The sequence below is a fragment of the Gordonia sp. NPDC058843 genome (assembly GCF_042743165.1).
Classification (GTDB): Bacteria; Actinomycetota; Actinomycetes; order Mycobacteriales; family Mycobacteriaceae; genus Gordonia.
Window position 1 is genome coordinate 52,909 of the sequence record NZ_JBHYNC010000006.1, and the last position, 19,924, is coordinate 72,832.

Here is a 19,924-nt window from a genome sequence, read left to right on the forward strand (position 1 = left end):
CGGCGACCGATTCGTTTGGCGGTGCCGTCACGCTGCATTAACGTGTTGGGCTGGCCCGAGGAACACCGCGGATGCCGGCGGATGCCGCACGCGACCTCACGCAGCCGGTGATCACGACGAGAGGACAGCGATGACGCAACCCCCGAGCGATGCCGGTGGTAGCTCGGCCGGCTTGCGAAAGTTCCGGTTCGGCGCGGGAGGCGAGGGCAACAAGGACGAGGGCGGTGCCCGTAAGTTCGTCAAGCTCGCGCAGACGGCCGAGGAGTACGGCTACGACACGTTCGCGGTTCCCGACCATCTCGGGAACCAGGTCGGTCCGCTCGCGGCGCTGGGCGCGTTGACCCAGGCGACGAGCACGATCCGCCTGGCGACCTCGGTGCTCGCCAACGGCTGGCGCCACCCCGCCCTGCTCGCCAAAGAGGCCAACACGATCGACGTCCTGAGCAAGGGGCGCCTCGAGTTGGGAATCGGCGCGGGGTGGATGAAAGAGGAGTTCGACAAGGCCGGCATCGAGTTCGAGTCGCCCGGTGTCCGCATCCGTCGCCTCGACGAGGCCCTGACGGTCCTCGACGGCCTGATGCGCGGCGAAACGGTGAACTTCGACGGCGAGTTCTACCAGATCAACGGCCTCGAGGGCAGCCCTCGGCCGAGGCAGGGCCCGCGGCCGCCGATCGCTGTCGGTGGCGGCGGACCCAAGATGCTGGCGCTGGCCGCCAAGCACGCCGACATCATCTCTGTCGCGCCCGGTACCACCACCGACGGCAAGATGAAGCTGTCCGACATGACGATCGCGAAGACCGCCGAGCGCGTCGATCGGATTCGTGAGGCCGCCGGTGACCGGTTCGACGACCTGGAGCTGAACTGGACGATCGCCGTCATCGTCATCACCGACGATCGGGTCGCCACCGCCGAGATGGCGCTGAAGGCGCTCGAGCAGGGCTATCCGCCCAATATCGCGCATGACACGGAGTTCACCGTCGACGACGTGCTGACCTCGCCGTACATCGCGATCGGCAGCTTCGACGAGATCGCCGACCAGATCCGGGAGGTGCGCCGCCGGACCACCATGTCCTACGTCGGGGTGTTCCCGACGCAGATGGATGCTTTTGCGCCCGTCCTGGCGCAATTGAAGGGGGAGTAGGATGGCCGACGGTCTCGCGAGTCAACAGCGAGGTGACGGGTCGGTGAACCCGGGAGTGTGCGTCGAGGGGCGACGCGCACTCATGCGAAACCGAGCATGACGAACGCGAGTTTTTTCGTTGGGTAACTGGACGTGCGCTACCGTATCCCGCGGTCGGCACAGGACGTGGACGGCAGGACTGCGTGGTGGTGTCGCCAAGACCTCGCCGGAGATCTGCGCCCGCGTGGGGGAGTCCACGAGGGGGCACAGGAGTAATGAATGCTGAGTACTGAACTCGAAGACTTTCTCGACGAGACCGGGAACATCTCTTTCACAGAGGAAGCGACTCTGGTCGACTACGTCGAGCAGAACGTTCGCGAGCAGGCCGACACACTGGCCTACCGGTTCATCGACTACAGCCGCGAGCGCGATGGCGAGCCGCAGGATCTGACGTGGGCGCAGTTCGGTAAGCGCCTGCGTGCGGTCGCGGCACGCCTGCAGCAGGTGACGAAGCCGGGCGACCGTGTGGCGATTCTGGCGCCGCAGTCGCTCGAGTACGTGATCGGGTTCTTCGCCGCGCTCTATGCCAGCAACGTCGCGGTGCCCCTGTTCTCCCCGGACGAGCCGGGCCACACCGACCGGTTGCACGCCGTCCTCGACGACTGCAAGCCGACGGCCATCCTGACCTCGACGAAGTCCGCCGAGGCGGTCCGCGACTTCTTCGCGCCGCTGCCGGCCAAGGAGCGTCCGCGCGTCATCGCCGTCGACGCCGTCCCCGACTCGGTCGGGTCGAGCTGGGTGGCCCCGGTCGCCGGCCAGGACCACAACAAGGAGACGGTCGCCTACCTGCAGTACACGTCGGGTTCGACCCGCGTCCCCGCCGGCGTCGAGATCACCTATCAGGCGGTCGCGGCGAACGTGCTGCAGATCTCCGACACCATCGGCATCGATCGCAAAGCCCGTGGCGTCACGTGGCTGCCGATGTTCCATGACATGGGTCTGCTCACCGTGATCCTGCCCGCGCTCGGCGGTCGCTACATCACGATCATGAGCCCGCAGGCGTTCGTGCGTCGTCCCGGTCGTTGGATCAAGGAGCTCGCCGCGGCCGCCGACGGCGCCGAGACCTTTGCCGCCGCTCCCAACTTCGCCTTCGAGCACGCCGCCGCACGCGGTCTGCCGAAGGACGGCGAAGAGCTCGACCTCTCCAACGTCATCGGCCTGATCAACGGTTCCGAGCCGGTGACCGTCAGTTCGATGAAGAAGTTCAACGAGGCGTTCGCGCCCTACGGGTTGCCGAAGACGGCGATCAAGCCGTGTTACGGCATGGCCGAGGCCACGTTGTTCGTGTCCGCGACCCAGCGCGAGAACGAGGCGAAGATCGTCTACGTCGACCGCGACGACCTCAACGCCGGCAGATTCACCCTCGTCGACGCCGACGCCCCCAACGCGGTCGCGCAGGTGTCCTGCGGCCAGGTCGCGGTGAGCCAGTGGGCCACCATCGTCGATGCCGAGACCGCGACCGAGCAGCCCGACGGGCACGTCGGCGAGATCTGGTTGCACGGTCTGAACATCGGCGCCGGCTACTGGAACAAGCCGGGCGAGACCGAGGAGACCTTCCACAACAAGCTCGTCACCCCTCTTCCGGAGAACAGCCACGGCGAAGGTGCGCCGGCGGACGCGATCTGGATGCGGACCGGCGACTTCGGGGTCTGGCTCGACGGTGAGCTGTACATCACCGGGCGCGTCAAGGACCTGGTGATCGTCGACGGCCGCAATCACTACCCGCAGGACCTCGAGTACAGCGCGCAGGAGGCCAGCGACGCACTGCGACCCGGCTTCGTCGCCGCGTTCTCGGTGCCGGCCAACCAGCTGCCTGCCGAGGTCTTCGACTTCGCGGGCAGCGGATTGAAGCCCGATTCCGACGACGCGTCCGAGCAGCTGGTCATCGTCGCCGAACGCGGACCCGGCCGAAAGGCCGACCCGCAGGAGGTCGCCGACACCGTCCGCGCCGCGGTGGCGCAGCGTCATGGCGTGATGGTCCGCGACGTCCTGTTGGTGCCGGCCGGCTCCATCCCGCGCACGTCGTCGGGCAAGATCGCGCGCCGCGCGACGCGGGCGGCCTACATCGACGGCAGTCTCCGGGGCGGCTACAAGCAGACGGCGTTCCCGGACGCCGAGTAGCGATTCTGCGGACCCGGGCGGGGTGAGTGCGTCGAGTTGCCGCGCCCGGACACCCTGCGGGCTCATAATGCACCCGGCACCAGTTCAGGTGCCCCGAGATCAGTAGTCTGGAAGCGATGTCTGAACTGAATACCGACAAGGCCCGCAGTATCGATTCCGCCGCGGCCGGCACCGATGGCGAGACCGCTGGTGACCTCACCGTCGACCAGCTTCGTGATTGGCTGCGCGAGTGGGTGTCACAGGCAACCGGGCTCCCTGTCGAGCAGATCGCCGTCGACCGTCCCATGGAGGAACTCGGTCTCTCGTCCCGCGACGCGGTGGCGCTCGCCGCCGATGTCGAGGACAAGACCGGGGTGATCCTCACCGCGACGGTGGTCTACAACCATCCGACGATCGCGACGCTCGCCCAGCGGATCATCGAGGGCGATCCCGACGAGGGCGCCGACAGCGACGCGGACACCTTCTGGCGGCGCGAACGCAATGCCGACGACGACATCGCGATCGTCGGGCTGTCGACGCGGTTCCCGAAGTCGGGCACCACGCCGGAGTCGACGTGGGACGCACTGATCGCCGGTGTCGACGGTGTCTCGGACCTGCCCGACGACCGGTGGTCGGAGTTCCGGAGCGATCCCCGGCTGGTGGAGATCCTCGAGGCGGCGAACACCAAGGGCGGCTATCTCGACGACGTCCGGACCTTCGACGCCGACTTCTTCCAGATGAGTCCGCGCGAGGTCGAGATGGTCGACCCGCAGCAGCGCCTCGCGCTCGAGCTGACGTGGGAGGCGCTCGAGCACGCGCACATCCCGCCGAGCGATCTCAAGGGTGCCCCGGTGGGTGTGTTCATCGGCTCCTCCACGAACGACTACCAATTGCTCGCGACCCTCGGCCTGAGTGAGGGTGCCGAGGACACCGCGGCGTACGCGCTGACGGGGACCTCCACCGCGATCGTCGCGAACCGGGTGTCCTACTTCTACGACTTCCGTGGACCCTCGATCGCGCTGGACACCGCGTGCTCGTCGTCGTTGGTGGCCGTCCACCAGGCTGTCCGCAGTCTGCGTACCGGCGAGTCCGACCTCGCCCTGGCCGGCGGCGTCAACATGATCATCAACCCGGCGGCGACGCTCGGTTTCGACAAGATCGGCGCCCAGGCCGCGGACGGACATGTGAAGGCGTTCTCCGCCGACGCGGACGGGTTCATCCGCGCCGAGGGCGGCGGCCTGTTCGTGCTGAAGCGGTTGTCCGACGCACGCCGTGACGGCGACGACGTCCTGGCGGTCATCGCGGGTTCGGCGGTCAACAGCGACGGCCGCTCCAACGGCCTGCCCGCACCCAACCCGGAGGCGCAGGTCGACGTCCTGCGGGATGCCTACACCGACGCCGCGCTCGACCCGCGCACCGTCGACTACGTGGAGGCCCACGGCACCGGAACCATCCTCGGTGACCCGATCGAGGCCGACGCGCTGGGCCGCGTCGTGGGACGTGGGCGCCTCCCCGGCTCGCCGATGCTGCTCGGATCGGTGAAGACGAACTACGGCCACATGGAATCGGCGGCGGGCGCGGGCGCGCTGGCCAAGGTCGTGCTCGCGATGCAGCACGACACCATCCCGGCGTCCCTGAACTACAGCGGGCCCAACCCCTACATCCAGTTCGACGCCAACAATCTGAAGGTCATCCCGGAGGCCACCGAATGGCCGCGCTACTCCGGACATGCCGTCGCCGGCGTCTCCGGATTCGGCTTCGGCGGCACCAACGCGCACGTCGTGGTCCGCGAGGTGCGTCCGGGTGACCTGTCTCCCGAGGCAACGCCGGCGGGATCTGCTGCGGCATCCGAACTCCCGGCGTCGTCGTCGCTGCCCGGGGAACCCGACATCGACGAGGATGACGAGTTCCTGACCGAGGCCGAACGGGCCGTTCTCGCCGCGCAAGTGAAGAACGAGGAGCCCGCCGTCGACGAGACCGCGACCGATCCCGCGGCCGGCTTCGCGCCGTGTGCGGCGCAGGGTTCGGTTGTGCCGCTGGTCATCTCGGGCTTCCTGCCGTCGCGCCGTCGTAAGACCGCCGCAGACCTGCTCGAGTGGTTGGAATCCGAGGCGGGACAGTCGACCCCGCTCGCCGACATCGGCCGGTCGCTGGCGCACCGCAACCACGGGCGCTCGCGCGCCGTCGTCATGGCCCGCACTCTCGACGACGCGATCACCGGTGTGCGTGCGATCGCTGACGGCAAGAGCAATCCTCTTGTCTACTCGTCGGATTCGCCAGACGCGGCGTCCGCTGTCTGGCTGCTCTCGGGATTCGGCTCGCAGCACCGCAAGATGGCCAAGCAGCTCTACACCGAGAACCCGATCTTCGCCAAGTACGTCGACCGCGTCGACGAGCTGGTCCAGAACGAGCTGGGCTACTCGATCGCGGAGATGTTCCTCGACGACGAGCAGACCTACGGCATCGAGGCGAGCCAGGTCGGGATCTACACGATCCAGGTCGCACTGGCCGACACGCTTCGGCATCACGGTGCCGAACCCGGTGTGCTGGTGCCGCATTCGATGGGCGAGGCCTCGGCCTCGTACATCAGCGGCGGACTCTCGCTCGAGGATGCGACGCGGGTGATCTGTCAGCGCTCGCGCCTGATGGGTGAGGGCGAGTCGATGCTGCAGGGTGACGACATCCGCCTGATGGCCCTCGTCGAGTACAGCGCCGAGGACATCGGTGACGTTCTCACCGACTACCCCGACCTCGAGATCTGTGTCTACGCCGCGCCGACCCACACCGTCATCGGCGGACCGGAGTCGCAGGTCGACGCCATCGTCGACCGAGCCGAGAAAGAGGGCAAGCTCGGGCGCAAGCTGGCGACCAAGGGCGCGAGCCACACCTCGCAGATGGACCCGCTCCTGGGGGAGCTCGCCTACGAGCTCACCGGTATCACGCCGCAGCGCCCCACCACCGGCTTCTACAGCTCGGTCGACCGCGAGGTCTTCTACCGCGCGGGGCATGAGCCGGTCCACACCATCGACTACTTCACCAAGGGTCTGCGTCACAGCGTGTGGTTCAGCCAGGCGATCGCGAAGTCGGTCGAGAACGGCCACCGAACCTTCCTGGAACTCTCGCCGAACCCGGCCGTCCTGATCTCCGTTGCCGCGGTGACCTTCTCGGCCGGACTTCACGACGCCGAGCTCATCGAGACGCTGCGGCGCAAGGAGGACGAGAGCTTCGGCCTCGTCAACGCGCTGATGAAGCTGTACGTGCACGGTCATCCGGTCGATGTCGCGTCGCTGTTCGGTGGCGGAGGCTACGCGGCCATTCCGCGAACCCGTTTCGAGCGCAAGGAGTTCTGGCTCACCGCCAAGATCTCCTCGGGCGGTTCTGCGGGCACGGTCCCGGGATCGCACGTGGCGCTGCCCGACGGCCGTCATGCCTGGGAGGTCAATGCTGCGGCTGTGACCGATCCGCGTGAACTGGTGCGGGCCGCGGCGGCGCAGGTGTTGTCGAACGCGAGTGTCGGAGCGTCGGTCGCCCACGGCGAGATCCCCGGTGCGGGAACCCTCACGACGACGCTGAGCCCACACCCGGGTGGCGCCGCAGTGACCGTGCATGCCAAGGCGGACAAGAACTTCCAGTTGCTGTTCGAAGCTGCGGTGACGGGTGACCTCGATGATCGCGCAGGCGAGGTCACGCCCGCGCCGGCCACGGAGTCGCAGTTCGGTGCGTCGGTCTTCGCCGATGACACGGTGATCGTCGAGGACGACGTCGTCGAAGACATCGGCAATCGGTGGAGTCCCGAATCCGGTGAGACGGTCGGTGATCGTCTCGCGGTCATCGTCGGTGAGTCCATGGGTTACGACCCTGAGGACCTGCCGCGCGAGATCCCGCTGATCGAGCTCGGGCTCGACTCGCTGATGGCGGTGCGCATCAAGAACCGCGTCGAGTACGAGTTCGACATCCCCCAGCTCCAGCTGCAGGCGATGCGGCAGGCCAACCTCGCCGACGTGCAGAAGTTCGTGGAATTCGCGGTGACACACCGCGATCAGCTCGACGATCTGGCCCAGAACGCCGGCAACGGTGGCGAACTCGACACCGCGGCACTCAACGCCTACATCGACGAACAGAACGCCGCGGGGACCACGCCCGCAGCGGATTCGCCGACACCGGTCGCCGAGAACCCCGCCGAGCAGTCGCCGGAGCCGAAGCGCCACATCGCCGAGGATCTGGCCGACGTCGAGCAGGCGGTTGCGAACTCGCCCGAACCCGAGGTGCCGTCCCGCGAACCGGCGGTCGAGGAGCCGGCCGCTCCCGCGGCAGCCTCGAAGCCGGCTACCGACATCACCTCGCAGCGGGCCGTGGCCGAGGCCGCGGGTTCGGATGTGCCGCCCCGTGATGCGGCGGAGCGACTGACCTTCGGTACCTATGCGGTCGTGACCAAGAAGTCCGCGGGCGGCATCTTCAACAAGTTGCCGGTCCTGTCGGAGGAGGTTGCCCAGCAGCTCACCGATCGTCTCAACGAGCGCACGGGCGGCGACATCGACGTCGAGGACATCCTCGATTCGGAGACGATCGAGGAGATGTCGAACTACGTTCGCGAGCACCTCGACGCCGGCGCATCGACCGACGGTTTCCTGCGCTATCTACGGCTCGTCCCGGACGGCAAGAAGGTCTACGACCCGTCCGCGGGTGACCCGACCCCGATCCTGCTGTTCCATCCCGCAGGCGGCAACACGTCCGCATACGAGGCGCTCCTCAAGCGCCTGCCCGCGGACCGGCCGGTGATCGGTTTCGATCGCGGGGTCGAGGGATCGATCGAAGATCGTGTGCGCGAGTACCTTCCGCGCCTGCGTGAGCTCCAGCCGCACGGACCGTACGTGTTGGTCGGCTGGTCCTTCGGTGGGGCGCTGGCCTATGGCGTCGCGCAGCTTCTGCGGGAAGCCGGAGAAGAGGTCGCCTTCGTCGGGCTCATCGACGTGGTACGTCCCCGTGAGGACATGACCGAGACGCCGGACAGCAAACGGGCACGGCTCGAGCGCTGGAAAGAGTTCGCGATCCGCAACTACGATCTCGACCCCGATGTGCCGATCCCGATGGAACGACTCGTCGAGGCCGACGACGAGGGGCAGTTCGCGATCATCATGGAGATGATGTCGATGTCGGGCACCAAGATCCCCGGCGGCATCATCGAACACCAGCGGACGTCGTTCATCGAGAACCGCGTGCTGAGCAGCATCGCGCCCGAACGCTACGACGGCAAGGTCGTCCTCTACCGGGCAGACCGGATGCACGCCGGTGCCATCGAACTCGAACCGCAGTGGGCCGAGATCGACGAGGACGGACGCTGGGGTGAGGTCGTCGACGACCTGGAGATCATCCACGTGGGCGGTGACCACCTGTCGATCGTCGACGAACCCTACATCGCCAAGATCGGTGCCGATCTGGGCGAGCGGCTCGGACGGCTCGATGAGAAATAGCGGTACCTGTTGCTCATCGGAAACAGCGGTTGCGCAGAAAGTGAGACACCGTGACTGACACCACCGCAGGCAAGCTCGCCGACCTCCGCCAGAAACTGGAGGCCGCCCGCGAACCGGGAGGCGAGAAGGCGCTCGCCAAACGCGCCGCCAAGGGGATCTGCTCTCCGCGTGAGCGTCTCAGCATGCTCTTCGATCCCGGGACCTTCGTCGAGATCGGCGCGCTGGCCAAGATGCCTGGTGCGGCCGAGAGCGGCTACGGCGACGGCGTGGTCACCGGGCACGGGTTGGTGCACGGGCGCCCGGTTGCGGCGTTCTCCCACGACCAGTCGGTCTTCGGTGGAACCGTCGGCGAGATGTTCGGTCGTAAGGTCGCCTCGCTGATGGAGTGGGCCGGCAAGATCGGCTGCCCGATGGTGGGTATCAACGACTCGGCCGGTGCACGCATCCAGGACGCGGTGACCTCACTCGCGTGGTACGCCGAGATGGGGCGTCGCAACGACCTGCTCTCCGGTCTCGCGCCGCAGATCTCGGTGATCCTCGGCAAATGCGCCGGCGGCGCGGTGTACACACCGGCGAACACCGACATCCTGGTGGCCGTCGAGGACAAGTCCTACATGTTCGTCACCGGCCCCGATGTGCTGAAACAGGTCAACGGCGAAGAGATCTCGGCCGAAGACCTCGGTAGCGCACACAACCAGGCGCGGTGGGGCAACATCCATCATGTCGCCACCGACGAGAAGGCCGCGTTCGACTGGGTTCGCGAGTACCTGCAGTACATGCCGTCGAGCGCCTACGAGCGGCCGCCGGTCATCAACCCGGGTCTCGAGCCGGAGATCACCGAGTCGGACCTGTCGTTGAACGACTTCATGCCCGACAACGACAACGCCGGGTACGACATGCACGACATCATCATCAAGTTGTTCGACGACGGCGCCTTCCACGAGGTGGGAGAGTTGTTCGCACCCAACATCATCACCGGGTATGCCCGGGTGGATGGTCGGTCGGTCGGCGTGGTCGCCAATCAGCCGAGCGTGATGTCGGGTGTGCTCGACACCGACTCGTCGGAGAAGGCGACGCGTTTCGTGCGCATCTGCAATGCCTTCAGCATCCCGCTCGTGTTCCTGGTGGACACCCCGGGAATCCTCCCGGGTCTCGCGGAGGAGCAGAAGGGCACCATCCGGCGCTCCGGCCGCTTCCTGTACGCCTATGTCGAGGCCGATGTCCCCAAGGTGACCGTGGTGCTGCGCAAGGCCTACGGCGGCGCCTACGCGGTGATGGGCTCCAAGCATCTCGGTGCCGACGTCAACTTCGCCTGGCCCACTGCGAAGATCGCGGTGATGGGCGCCGAATCGGCTGCCGCGGTGCTGACCCGACGCCAGACCGAAGGCCTCTCGGCTGCCGAGGCGGACAAGATCCGCCGCGAGTTCATCGACTTCTACAACACGATGATGGCCACCCCGTATCTCGCCGCCGAGCGTGGGTACGTCGACGCCGTCATCGAACCCGCGGAGACCCGGTTGCAGCTCCGGAAGGCGTTGGCCCAGTTGCGCGACAAGCAAGTCCTCAAGACCCCGCGCAAGCACTTCCTGATGCCGATCTAGCGTCTCTCTGCCGGCACATCCACCACGGCTCCCTGAGGTATGGGTGGCCGGGCCCCATCGCTCCCTGAGCCGAGAGAAGCGACGCCCCATTGCTCCCTGAGGTGCGAGGAGCGTTAGCGGCGCCCCATTGTTCCCTGAGGTGCGAGGAGCGTTAGCGGCGCCCCATTGTTCCCTGAGGTGCGAGGAGCGTTAGCGACGAGCCTCGAAGGGCTCCGCGAGGTATCTCACCAGGCCCTTCGAGGCTCGCTTCGCTCGCACCTCAGGGAGCTGGGGGCGTCGTGCTCGCACCTCAGGGAGCTGGGGGCGTCGTGTTCGCACCTCAACGAGCGGGGTTGGCTCGCCCCTAGTTCTTGACCGCCCGCATGGGTCCCGGCGTCCAGAGCCCGTTGTGGGTGTCGGTGGTGATGGTCAGCTCGGCATCGGTCTGCGGGAGGATCGGGGTCAGGCTCTGGAGCATGCCCCAGTCCTTGGCCCAGTCGTTGCGCAGGTACGACGGGTAGACGCGTGGGCGCAACTCGTTCTCGATGATGCCCAGCGGGCCACCGGAGTCGCCGGCCATCCAGCGCTGCGAGTTCACCCGCTCACCTTCGCGGTCCGGCGAGATCCGCCACTGCGGTGTCTCCAGCACTCCGTACTTCACCTGTGCGGGACGCTGACACGGGAACGCGAGCCCCGCCTCCCAGTCGATGAGCACCGGATCCTCGCTGCCCACCAGCGAATTGAGCGTGACCATCGACGACACGCGCGGCGGCGTCACGGCCAGCCACTGGTCGCGCACCGTGGAGGTGTCCTCGGCGAGGACACGGACGACGGTCGCACCCGGCGGTGCCTGGTCCATCGGGAAGCGCAGGTTGCGCCATTCAGGTGCACCGCCGATGTCGAGCGGCACCATCTGTCCGGCCGGTGCCACCGAACCGTCGGGCGCGACGCGACCGAACTGCAGCCGCACGCGCTGGCCGGGCCGGGTGACGGCGAGGTCGTCGATGTACTCGACCTGTCCGGCCACCGACATGGTGACGAGCGGCTGCTCGGCGGACCTGTTCTCGGGCAACTGGTACCAGTCGGAGGTGAGACGTCCGGTTCCGCTGGGGGAGTTGTAGGTACCGAGGACCGGGGTGTCGCCGGGCGACAGGCCGAACGGGAGCTTCACCGTCGACCCGTTGACGCCGGCCTGCGAGGTCCGTCCGCCGCTGGTGTCGCTGGAACCGGTCGTGGTGTCCGTGGCGCTGCTGCCGTCCTCGGTCGGATCGGACTGTGTGCGATCGACTTCGGCGGTCGAGGTGCCCGTCGAGGAGTCCTCGGCTTCTTCCTCGGTCTCCTCGGACAGGTCCGAGGCCACTCCGTTGGGGTCGAAGCCCTCCATCCCGGTGCCGGCGAGCGCCGCGCCCGGCGAGGGATTGTTCTGCCCGACCACCCGGGCGGGCGCCAGCAGGCCGGCGTTCGGATCGTCCTCCACCAGTACGGCATCGGCCAGCGCACAGGGTTGACCCTGGAGAGCATTGACGTTCGAGCTCAACCATGACCACGAATTACGCTGTGTCCAGTCGGCTTTCGCGAACGAAACGAGTGTGAACAGCAGCATGATGGTCGACACGACGATGATCGACGGGCTGCGCAGTCGAGCGAACACCGTTCGTGATGTACCGGTCCGCGCGGCGTCGTCGACGTAGTCGTCGCGGAAGTGCTGCCACAGACCGAGGGCGGTGAGGGCCACGGCGACGGCGAGGATGCCCGTCCAGAGCGGGATGCCACGCACCTCGGGAACGGCATCCCGCCACGGGATTCCGTAGCTGCCGACGTACCACCACTGGTTGCGTCCGGAGAAGGCCAGCGCCAGGATGTACGCGCAGGCGGCGGCGAACAGGGTGCGGTTGCGTCGCCGGCGCATGATCGTGCGATCGGCGCATGCGGTTGCCACCGCGGCCAGTGCGCCGCCGATCGCGGCATACACGCCCAGCTGATGGGTCCACTTGGTCGGCAGGAACGCCATCAGCACCGCCGACCCGGCGACCATCGCGACCAGGCGCCACGTGGGGGCGGTCGCGATGCCGGGCAGCCGCCGCCGGTTGAGCAGCATCACCACCACCAGGATGAAGCAGGCGAACACGATGAGAATGCCGAAGCGACGGGCGATACCGCCGTCGGCGGTCGGGTTCATCAGCATGTAGTAGCGCATCGGCTCTTCCCACCACTTGTTGGTGGGGCCGACCTGGCCGTTGACCGAGACGGCTTCCAGGATGGGCGCCAGCGGTTGGTCGGCGAAGATCTCGAACATCACCGCAAGCCCGGCGGCGAGGATCGGCAGGAGCAGCGGCCACAGCCCATCGCGCCTGCGGCGCACCGCGAGACGCTTGATCAGTGGCCTGATACCGGCGATGAGGGCGATCGCGGCGATCACACCGGTGGGGTGGATCGTGAGGGTGAACGCCGCCGCGATGATGCCGATCGTCAGGGGGAAGAACCGACCGGTCGCGATCGCGCGCTCGACGCACACCCACGTGAAGAGGGTGCCCAGCGCGATGAGTGGCTCCACGCGCAGCCCGTTGTTGTACGGCATCCACACCGCCAGGAAGACCAGGGCCGCAGCCCAGATCGCCGGGGTCGACTCACGCACGGCACGTCCGAGCCGGGGAATCGCGGCACGGCTGATCAGCCACCACGACGCCATCGCGAAGAGGAACGGCAACAGGCGCAGCCATGGTGTCGCGGTACTGATCTCCATCCATGCGGAGAGGTAGTGATAGTGCCACCCGAACGGATCCTGCGGGACACCGAAATAGCGGTAGTAGTTGTCGAGATAGCCGGCCTCGCTCGCGATGCGGCCGACGGTCACCTGATAACCGTCGTCGGCCGTGTTGCCGCCGACGAACAGCCAGATCAGGAGCACCAGGGCGACGAGACCGTCGACCGGGCGGACCCGCCACCATCCGGCCGGGAAGATCTTGTGGTGTCCGCGCGCGTCCCGTGCGTCGAGGACGGCCAGCGCGGCGAGGGAGAGGATGGTCGACGCGATGCCGAGCACCAGCAGCCAGAACTTGAGAGTCGTGGGCGTGGAGACGAATCGGGTGTCGATGGTGGACCGGAACGACAGCCCGTCGGTGCTGACATCGGCCGGCAGGCTCGAGTACACCCCGATGATCTGCGGGCGGGCGTTGGGATCTCGCAGGTCGAAGGAACTCACGGCGCCGGTCTGATCGGCAGAGTTCGGCCCGCTCGCTCCGCTCCCGGCGCCGGTGTTCTCCGGCAGGCCCTCGATCGAGCCACGGGTGCCGTCGGTGTCGGATTCGACGACGATGCGACAGTCCGGTGTGTTCTGCGCGGCTGCGCGGGGGGTGTTGAGCAGCACGACGTTTCGCTGCACCACCTGGAGCGAGTCGGCGGTGGCCCGGATGAAGAGCCCGACCTTGCCCGCCTCTGCGCCCCCTTCGGGCACCGTCGACAACAGCACCCCGCCGGACGCGGGCAACGACGCGCCGAGTGCACACGGCACACCGACGTCCATGGAGACCGGAACGAACGACACGTTGGGCGCGGCGACGTTGGCCACCGACCCCTGTTGGGGCCAGGTCAGTTCGGCTTTGGTGTAGTCCACCGGCAGGAACGGGCTGAGCAGCGCGAGCAGGATGCCGACGACGCCGGCGGCCATCGCGACGATGCGGGCGGTACCGGCATGGCGCTCCGCGAAGCTCCGGGGACGGCTGCCCCCGGGTTGCGCGGTGGCGGAGGGTTTCTCGCCGGACGAAATGTCGGTGTCTGCCACGTCTGCCTGGTTCTCTCCGGTGTGGGGTTTCGCCGGGTCGGCGTGCGAGTCGGTGGGTTCAGTCATCTTCGGGCACCACCCTGATCGGGCCCGGGCGCGACCATCCCCACGTGCTCGCCGTCCCCGTCTGCACATCCGCGGGTCGTGCCTGCGGCACAAGTGGAGTCAGGCGCTGCAGGTTGCCCCACTCGCGATACCAGTCGTTGTCGAGGTAGGTGGCGAGCGTCGACGGACGCGTGAGGGCCTCCACCGGCGCGAGCAGTCCGCCGTCCTCGGCGGCCATCCAGGTCTTGGACTGCGAGTTGGCAATCCACGACTCGGGCAGGATGCGCCACTGCGGGACGTCGAAGACACCGTGGTGTGCCGTCATCGGTCGCTGGCACGGGAACACCGCGCCGGCGGCGAAGTCGATGAGCACGGGATCGGTGGAGCCGACGACGTCCTGCAACGTCTGCAGGACCGGCGCGCGCGGCGGTGTGACGGCGAGCCACTGGTCCGGGTCGAGGTTGTTGTCCCGGGCGACGATCCGCATCACGGTCGCGTCGGCCGGCACACGGTCCATCGGGATGCGGAGGTTGCGCCACGGCCGGTTGGTCCGCTCGGGGTCGATCGGGATCGCCGGCGCCCCGACCTCGGTGAACCGACCGTCGACCTCCACACCGAACTGCACCTCCAGCGCCTGCCCGAAGTTCGGGACGCCGTCCCGGTCGAGCGTGAAGACCGCGCCGGCCGCGGTGATGACGATCAGCGGCGCGGCATCGCGAGCGGGCAGCCGGTACCAGCCGGTGGTCAGAGTGGCCTGGCCGCTGGTGGTCTCGTGGCTGCCGAGCACGGGTGTGGTCGCCGGGTCGAGGCCGAACGGAAGCGCTGCGGTGCTGCCGTTCACGCCACGCGGCCCGACGCCGCCGGTGGTGCCCGGGTTGCTGCCGTAGACGATGAAGGTCTTGGACAGGTCCGCCGAGGTGTTCATCGCGCCGGGTTTCTGGGCCCCGGCCTGCGGCGTCAGATCCGGCTTCACCCCCTCGGGACGGAATCCCTCGGACTGTCCCTGCAGGGTGGCCGACGCCGTGCCGCCGTCGGCCGGGGCCAGCATGCCACGGTTGGGGTCCGCCTCGACGAGGACCGAATCGGCCATCGCACAGGTGTTTCCACGCGCGGAGTCGAGATTGGCGGACAGCATCGTGAAGGTGTCCGCGCGGCCGGCCGCAGCCTTGGCGAAGACCGCGAGCTCGCTCACCACGATGAGGACGGCGATCACCGCGATCGGCGCGGAGGCGATGCCGATGCGCCAACCGGCCGGTGCGGCGCCACGGTCATGCGCGAGACCGGTCTCGTCGACGAAATCCATCCGCAGGTGCTGCCAGATCGCGAACAGCAGTGCCACCACCGCGAGGGCGAGAAGCACGGTCGAGACCTGGACCCCCGCGACGACCGGCGCCTTGTCGAACCAGGCGATGCCGAAGTTGTACGGCCACGGCCACGCGTTCTTGCCTGCCGACGCGGCCGCGCACGCCACCAGGAGCCCGGCCACCAGGATGGAGAGGTTGCGCAGCGTCCGGCGGGCTGCCTGTCCGATCGCCACGCAGGCGACGGCGGCCAGCGCCGCTCCCAGGCCGGCGAAGATGCCGAACTGGATCGTCCACTTGGTCGGTGTGAACGACAGGAACAGGATCGTGAGCAGGGAGGCGCCCAGGGCCCGCCACACCGCGCCCGGATCGATTCCGTCGATTCGCTTGCGGCGCAGCATGATCGCCAAGACGACGAACATCGAGACGGCGAGCAGCAGCACCGGGATACGACGGGCCAGTGCGCCATCGGTGGTGTTCACCGCCAGGAAGTAGTAGCGCAGGAGTTCCTGGTACCACGCGAGCGTCGGGCCGACCGAGTAACGGATCCGCAGGGCCTCGAAGACGGTCGCGAGGGTCTGATCCCGGAAGACGATGATGACGACCATGGCGACGCCGGCCAGGAGCGGGGCGAGCAACGGTAGGAGGCCGTCCTCGGAACGGCGTCGGACGAGGATGCGGAGCATGGGTCGGGCGCTCGCGATCAGCAGTGCGAGCGCGACGAGCCCGTGCGGGGCGAGGGCGAGCGTCAGCGCGGCGGTGAACGCCGCGAGCACCGCCGGGAGCATCCGCCGGGTCGACACCGTGACCTCGACCGCCCACCACGTCGCCAGGGTGCCGAGAACGATGATGCCCTCGGTGCGCAGACCCGAACACATGGGGAGCCAGAACGCGAGGAACACGGCGGCGCCGGTGAGCATCGCCCACTGGGACCGGCGGACGGCACCGCCCAGACGGGGGAGGAGAACCCGGCTCAGGATGAACCAGGCGGCCAGACCCGCGAACAGCGACGGGAGCCGCATCCACAGTCCGGTCGTCGAGATGGTCGACCAGTAGGACAGGAAGTCGTAGTACCAGTCGAACGGTGCCTCGGGGATGCCGTAGAAGCGGTAGTAGTTCGCCAGGTATCCCGCGTCGGCGGCGTTGCGACCCATGTTGAGGATGTAGCCGTCGTCCGGCGACCCCGCGCCGAGGAAATGCCAGATCACGAGGGTCAGCGTGACGCCGATGTCGGTGGGTCCGGGCCGCAGGACCCGCCGCAACCGAAGGCGGCGACCCACGCGTCGGTGGTATCGGTGGATGTGGTCGAGGCGTCCGACGGCCACGAGGGCGACGATCGCGGCGCCGACGCCGACGACCATCACCACCCACTTGAGGATCGACGGTGCGGAGTCGAAACGGTCGTCGATCTCGAGGCGGACGTCGAAGCCCGGGGCCGACCGGATCTGCTCGGGCGTGAGGTCGGTGAAGATCCCGGCGATCTGGGGGTTCGACGACGGCTCGGCGAGGCCGACATCGCCGCCCCCCGCGGCGGCCGGCCCGGGGGGCAGGCCGATGAACTGTGCGCCGGTCGTCGTGGCATCAGAGAAGACACGGAGTTCGGCGCAGCCTGCGAGGGCGTCGCGCGGCGTCGACGCAAGTGTCTTGTTGCGGTTCGAGACGGTGACACCCGCGGCGTCGGCCACGACGAACAGTCCGTTGTCGCGTGCTTTGGCCGCGGCCGCGGGCATCGTCGACAGCACCACGGTCGACGCGTCGTCGGGGGTCGTCGCCAGCACGCGGCACGGGATCGAGATCGTCACATTCCGGGCGGTCTGCGCGACCAGCGGGGCCGTGACGGATGCCGACTCGCCCGTCTGTTGCGGCCACGTGATCGCCGCTGTCGAGGTACTGACCGGCAGGAAGGGTGTCAGGACCCCGGCGACCACGGCGATGAGTCCGGCAACCGCGGCGACGAGGGCGACGGTGCTGGACCGGGGTCCGCCGGATGCGCGCTGCGCAGCGGCTTCGGCGGTGGTGTCGGCGTTGCCGGCAGACACTTCAGGCGACTTCGGCACAGGCGCATCGTAGTCAGCCATGCTGTGACAAACCCAAATCGCCTGACGGGATTACCTGGCGCCCATGCGCGCCAAGTGCCCATCGACGCTACGGATAGCGGCGCGCGATACGGGTCAGGAGAACCGCATCAGGATCGAGTGCACGGCCTGGGTGACGGTCATACGGTCGTAGGTCTGCACGAATTCGAAGGTGCGCTCGAGATCGGGCCCGGCATCGTGCTGGTCGCGCGCCGAGAGCAGGGCCGCGAAGTGCGGTCCGAGGACCGCGACATTCCACTCGTTGATGAGGTCGTCATCCGCGTCGAGGGGGGCGCGGTGCACGTTCCCGTCTCGGATGTCGGGGAGTCCGACGCCGTAGACCCCGGCCAGGCCGGTTTTCTCCGACATCTCTCGCCACCGCTTCGCGGTCCGCGAGGTGAAGTGCTCGGCGAACTGGAAGGTGCCCAGGACGATCGCGGCGCCGCCGATGGCCGCCTGCTCCTCCAGCGCCTTGCTCATCTCGATGAGCAGGCGCTTGTTGCCCATGCGCGGGGAGATCGAGGTCGACGCGATGCGGTAGGGCGTCGACTTGTCCGGGCCGGGCGTCGTCCAGACCGGCATCTCGGGCAGCGGCACGACGGTGCGATTGGCGAGAACGGAAGGGTCGGTCACGGCGGGGTAGAGATCACCGATACCGAAGGCGGCACCCATGGTCTGCGCGGTGATGCGGCTGTCCTCGTCGTCGACGCCCTCGGCGATGACGACGGCATGGCTGCGCTCGGTGTGCGCGGCGAGCGCGTGGGCGAGGTGGGCGGCGTCTGAGCTGGTCCGCGATGTGAGCAACTCGGCCCCGGTGACGATGATGTCGGGTTCCACGAGAGAAAGCAGTGTGGCTGCGTGTTCACTGCGGACGAGACCATCGACGCAGATGATCTTGCCCGCTGCGCGAGCGCGGGCGACGCGGGCGAGTGTTCGTTGCGGACTGCGTTCGACGGCGTCGGGCAGGATGACCATGACGTGGCGTTCGAGGCTGCGCGTGGTCTCGGTGTCGAGGTTGTCGATGAGGTCGAGATCGAGGGAGACCAGCAGCGGCAGGATCTTGGCCAACGACTGGGCGCGCTGGGACGCGGCCATCTTGCGCTTGCGTTCGTCGAGGACCGGATGCTCCTCGACGAGCCGGGCGGCGCGTTTGAGTGCGGCGGCGGTGGCGAGGCGGGTTCCGGCCGGACCCCGGAGCTGCAGTTCGACGGCCGCGAGAGCTCCGTCGGACAGCCGGCAGACCGGCGCGAACTGCATGTGGAGCTCCAGATCATCGAACAGGGTGAATGATCGCGTTTCGGACACACGTGCCTCCCCGTCAGAGCGAGAAGCGCCCCGATCGATCTGGTGGACGCGGTTGCTTCACATCCTGTTCGCGGCAAAAGCCTGTGGCCAGCGTAACAAACCGCGAACTCCGGACATGGTCGAGTTGCCCTCGGTACTGGTGGTACCAAGCGGCGCAACATATTCGGCTGTGAGTCGTGGTGTGAGTATCAGTGCCTGTTCGGGGTAGTGGGTACAGGAAAGGTGTTACCGCGGTCGCGACCAACGGGGCGGAAGGTCGCGACCGCGGCTCCGGGGGCGGGTCCGGGGGTGTGGTGACCCGCTACTCGGTCTGTTGGGCCAGGTCAGCGGGCTGCGTCGGCCGCTTCCTTCTCGCCGCTGGCGCCGGCGTGGGTGAGCTCGCCGGTGTAACTCTCAAGGTGAGCGCGGACGAACCACTGGAACTTCTCGAGCTCGGCGGTCTGTCCGATGAGGACGTCCTCGGTGATCGGGTCGATGTCGCCGATCTTGCTGATGCCGTCGCGATGCGAGGTGATGAAGCCGTCGTACACGAGGTCGAGCGCGCCGAGGTGGGCCTGCGCCGTGTCGCGTCCGATGGAGTAATCGCTCCACGTCCGGTCGTTCTCGATGGCCTTGGCGGTGCCCTTCGGCGCCGCTCCGAGGGTGGCGATGCGTTCGGCGATGGTGTCGGCGTAGCCACGGACGAGCTCGACCTGGGGGTCGATCATCTCGTGCACGCCGATGAAGTTGGCGCCGACCACGTTCCAGTGGATGTGCTTGAGGGTGAGGTGCAGGTCGTTCAGCGCGCTGAGGCGCTCCTGCAGGATGCCCACGACCTCGTTGGCGGCTTCGTTGCTGAGTCCAGGTGCGGTGAATGAAGGCATGACTCGAAACTAGGCCCGCTCACGCCGGCTGACGAGGACTCCGAGTCATGAGTGACGGAACCGAGACGGCACATCACAGTGAGATAACGAACCGTTGTAGGGGCGTTTGTGGGGGGGGCGGGGGGGGGGGGGCCCCCCCCCCAGCCAGCGGCCCTCAAACAACAAGTGATAAAACCCCAGAAAACACAAGAGAGGGGGGGGGAAACACCCCCCCCCGGCGCGG

The 19,924-nt window shown here is 67.9% G+C and carries 8 protein-coding genes; 4 read left to right on the plus strand and 4 right to left on the minus strand.

The window, feature by feature from the left end; all coding sequences use genetic code 11:
* The first annotated feature begins 130 nt into the window (after window positions 1-130).
* From ACFW3F_RS06370 to ACFW3F_RS06385, 4 genes are all read left to right on the plus strand, one after another.
* Window positions 131-1,141, plus strand: a complete 1,011-nt coding sequence (locus ACFW3F_RS06370) for an LLM class F420-dependent oxidoreductase (RefSeq protein WP_388055439.1) — start codon at window positions 131-133, stop codon at window positions 1,139-1,141.
* A 258-nt stretch (window positions 1,142-1,399) separates the two neighbouring features.
* Window positions 1,400-3,301 carry a long-chain-fatty-acid--AMP ligase FadD32 gene (gene fadD32 / locus ACFW3F_RS06375; protein ID WP_388055441.1) on the plus strand — a complete coding sequence of 634 codons (1,902 nt, stop codon included), beginning with the start codon at window positions 1,400-1,402 and terminating at the stop codon, window positions 3,299-3,301.
* Between the two features lie 116 nt (window positions 3,302-3,417).
* Window positions 3,418-8,751 carry a polyketide synthase Pks13 gene (gene pks13 / locus ACFW3F_RS06380; RefSeq protein WP_388055443.1) on the plus strand — a complete coding sequence of 1,778 codons (5,334 nt, stop codon included), beginning with the start codon at window positions 3,418-3,420 and terminating at the stop codon, window positions 8,749-8,751.
* A 50-nt stretch (window positions 8,752-8,801) separates the two neighbouring features.
* The gene (locus tag ACFW3F_RS06385; protein ID WP_388055445.1) at window positions 8,802-10,352 is read left to right on the plus strand and encodes an acyl-CoA carboxylase subunit beta; all 1,551 of its coding nucleotides are present in this window, start codon (window positions 8,802-8,804) and stop codon (window positions 10,350-10,352) included.
* Window positions 10,353-10,695: 343 nt separating this feature from the next.
* Here the strand turns inward: ACFW3F_RS06385 and ACFW3F_RS06390 are convergent, their stop codons facing one another.
* From ACFW3F_RS06390 to ACFW3F_RS06405, 4 genes are all read right to left on the minus strand, one after another.
* Window positions 10,696-14,178 (minus strand): arabinosyltransferase domain-containing protein, encoded by a 3,483-nt coding sequence (locus tag ACFW3F_RS06390; RefSeq protein ID WP_388055447.1) that lies wholly within the window; start codon window positions 14,176-14,178, stop codon window positions 10,696-10,698.
* Window positions 14,171-17,536: an arabinosyltransferase domain-containing protein gene (locus ACFW3F_RS06395; protein WP_388055449.1), complete on the minus strand. Its 3,366-nt coding sequence runs from the start codon at window positions 17,534-17,536 to the stop codon at window positions 14,171-14,173. Before ACFW3F_RS06395 ends, ACFW3F_RS06390 begins: the two co-directional genes overlap by 8 nt.
* Before the next feature lie 93 nt (window positions 17,537-17,629).
* Entirely contained in the window at window positions 17,630-18,838 is a 1,209-nt protein-coding gene (locus ACFW3F_RS06400) for a DICT sensory domain-containing protein (RefSeq protein ID WP_388055451.1), read from the minus strand.
* A gap of 323 nt (window positions 18,839-19,161) precedes the next feature.
* Window positions 19,162-19,701 (minus strand): Dps family protein, encoded by a 540-nt coding sequence (locus tag ACFW3F_RS06405; protein ID WP_388055453.1) that lies wholly within the window; start codon window positions 19,699-19,701, stop codon window positions 19,162-19,164.
* Window positions 19,702-19,924: the final 223 nt, after the last annotated feature.

Coding starts and splice junctions, on each gene's coding strand:
- ACFW3F_RS06390 (WP_388055447.1), bottom strand. CDS start 14,178: ATGACTGAACCCACCGACTCGCACGCCGACCCGGCGAAACCCCACACC.
- ACFW3F_RS06395 (WP_388055449.1), bottom strand. CDS start 17,536: ATGGCTGACTACGATGCGCCTGTGCCGAAGTCGCCTGAAGTGTCTGCC.
- pks13 (WP_388055443.1), top strand. CDS start 3,418: ATGTCTGAACTGAATACCGACAAGGCCCGCAGTATCGATTCCGCCGCG.
- fadD32 (WP_388055441.1), top strand. CDS start 1,400: ATGCTGAGTACTGAACTCGAAGACTTTCTCGACGAGACCGGGAACATC.
- ACFW3F_RS06370 (WP_388055439.1), top strand. CDS start 131: ATGACGCAACCCCCGAGCGATGCCGGTGGTAGCTCGGCCGGCTTGCGA.
- ACFW3F_RS06405 (WP_388055453.1), bottom strand. CDS start 19,701: ATGCCTTCATTCACCGCACCTGGACTCAGCAACGAAGCCGCCAACGAG.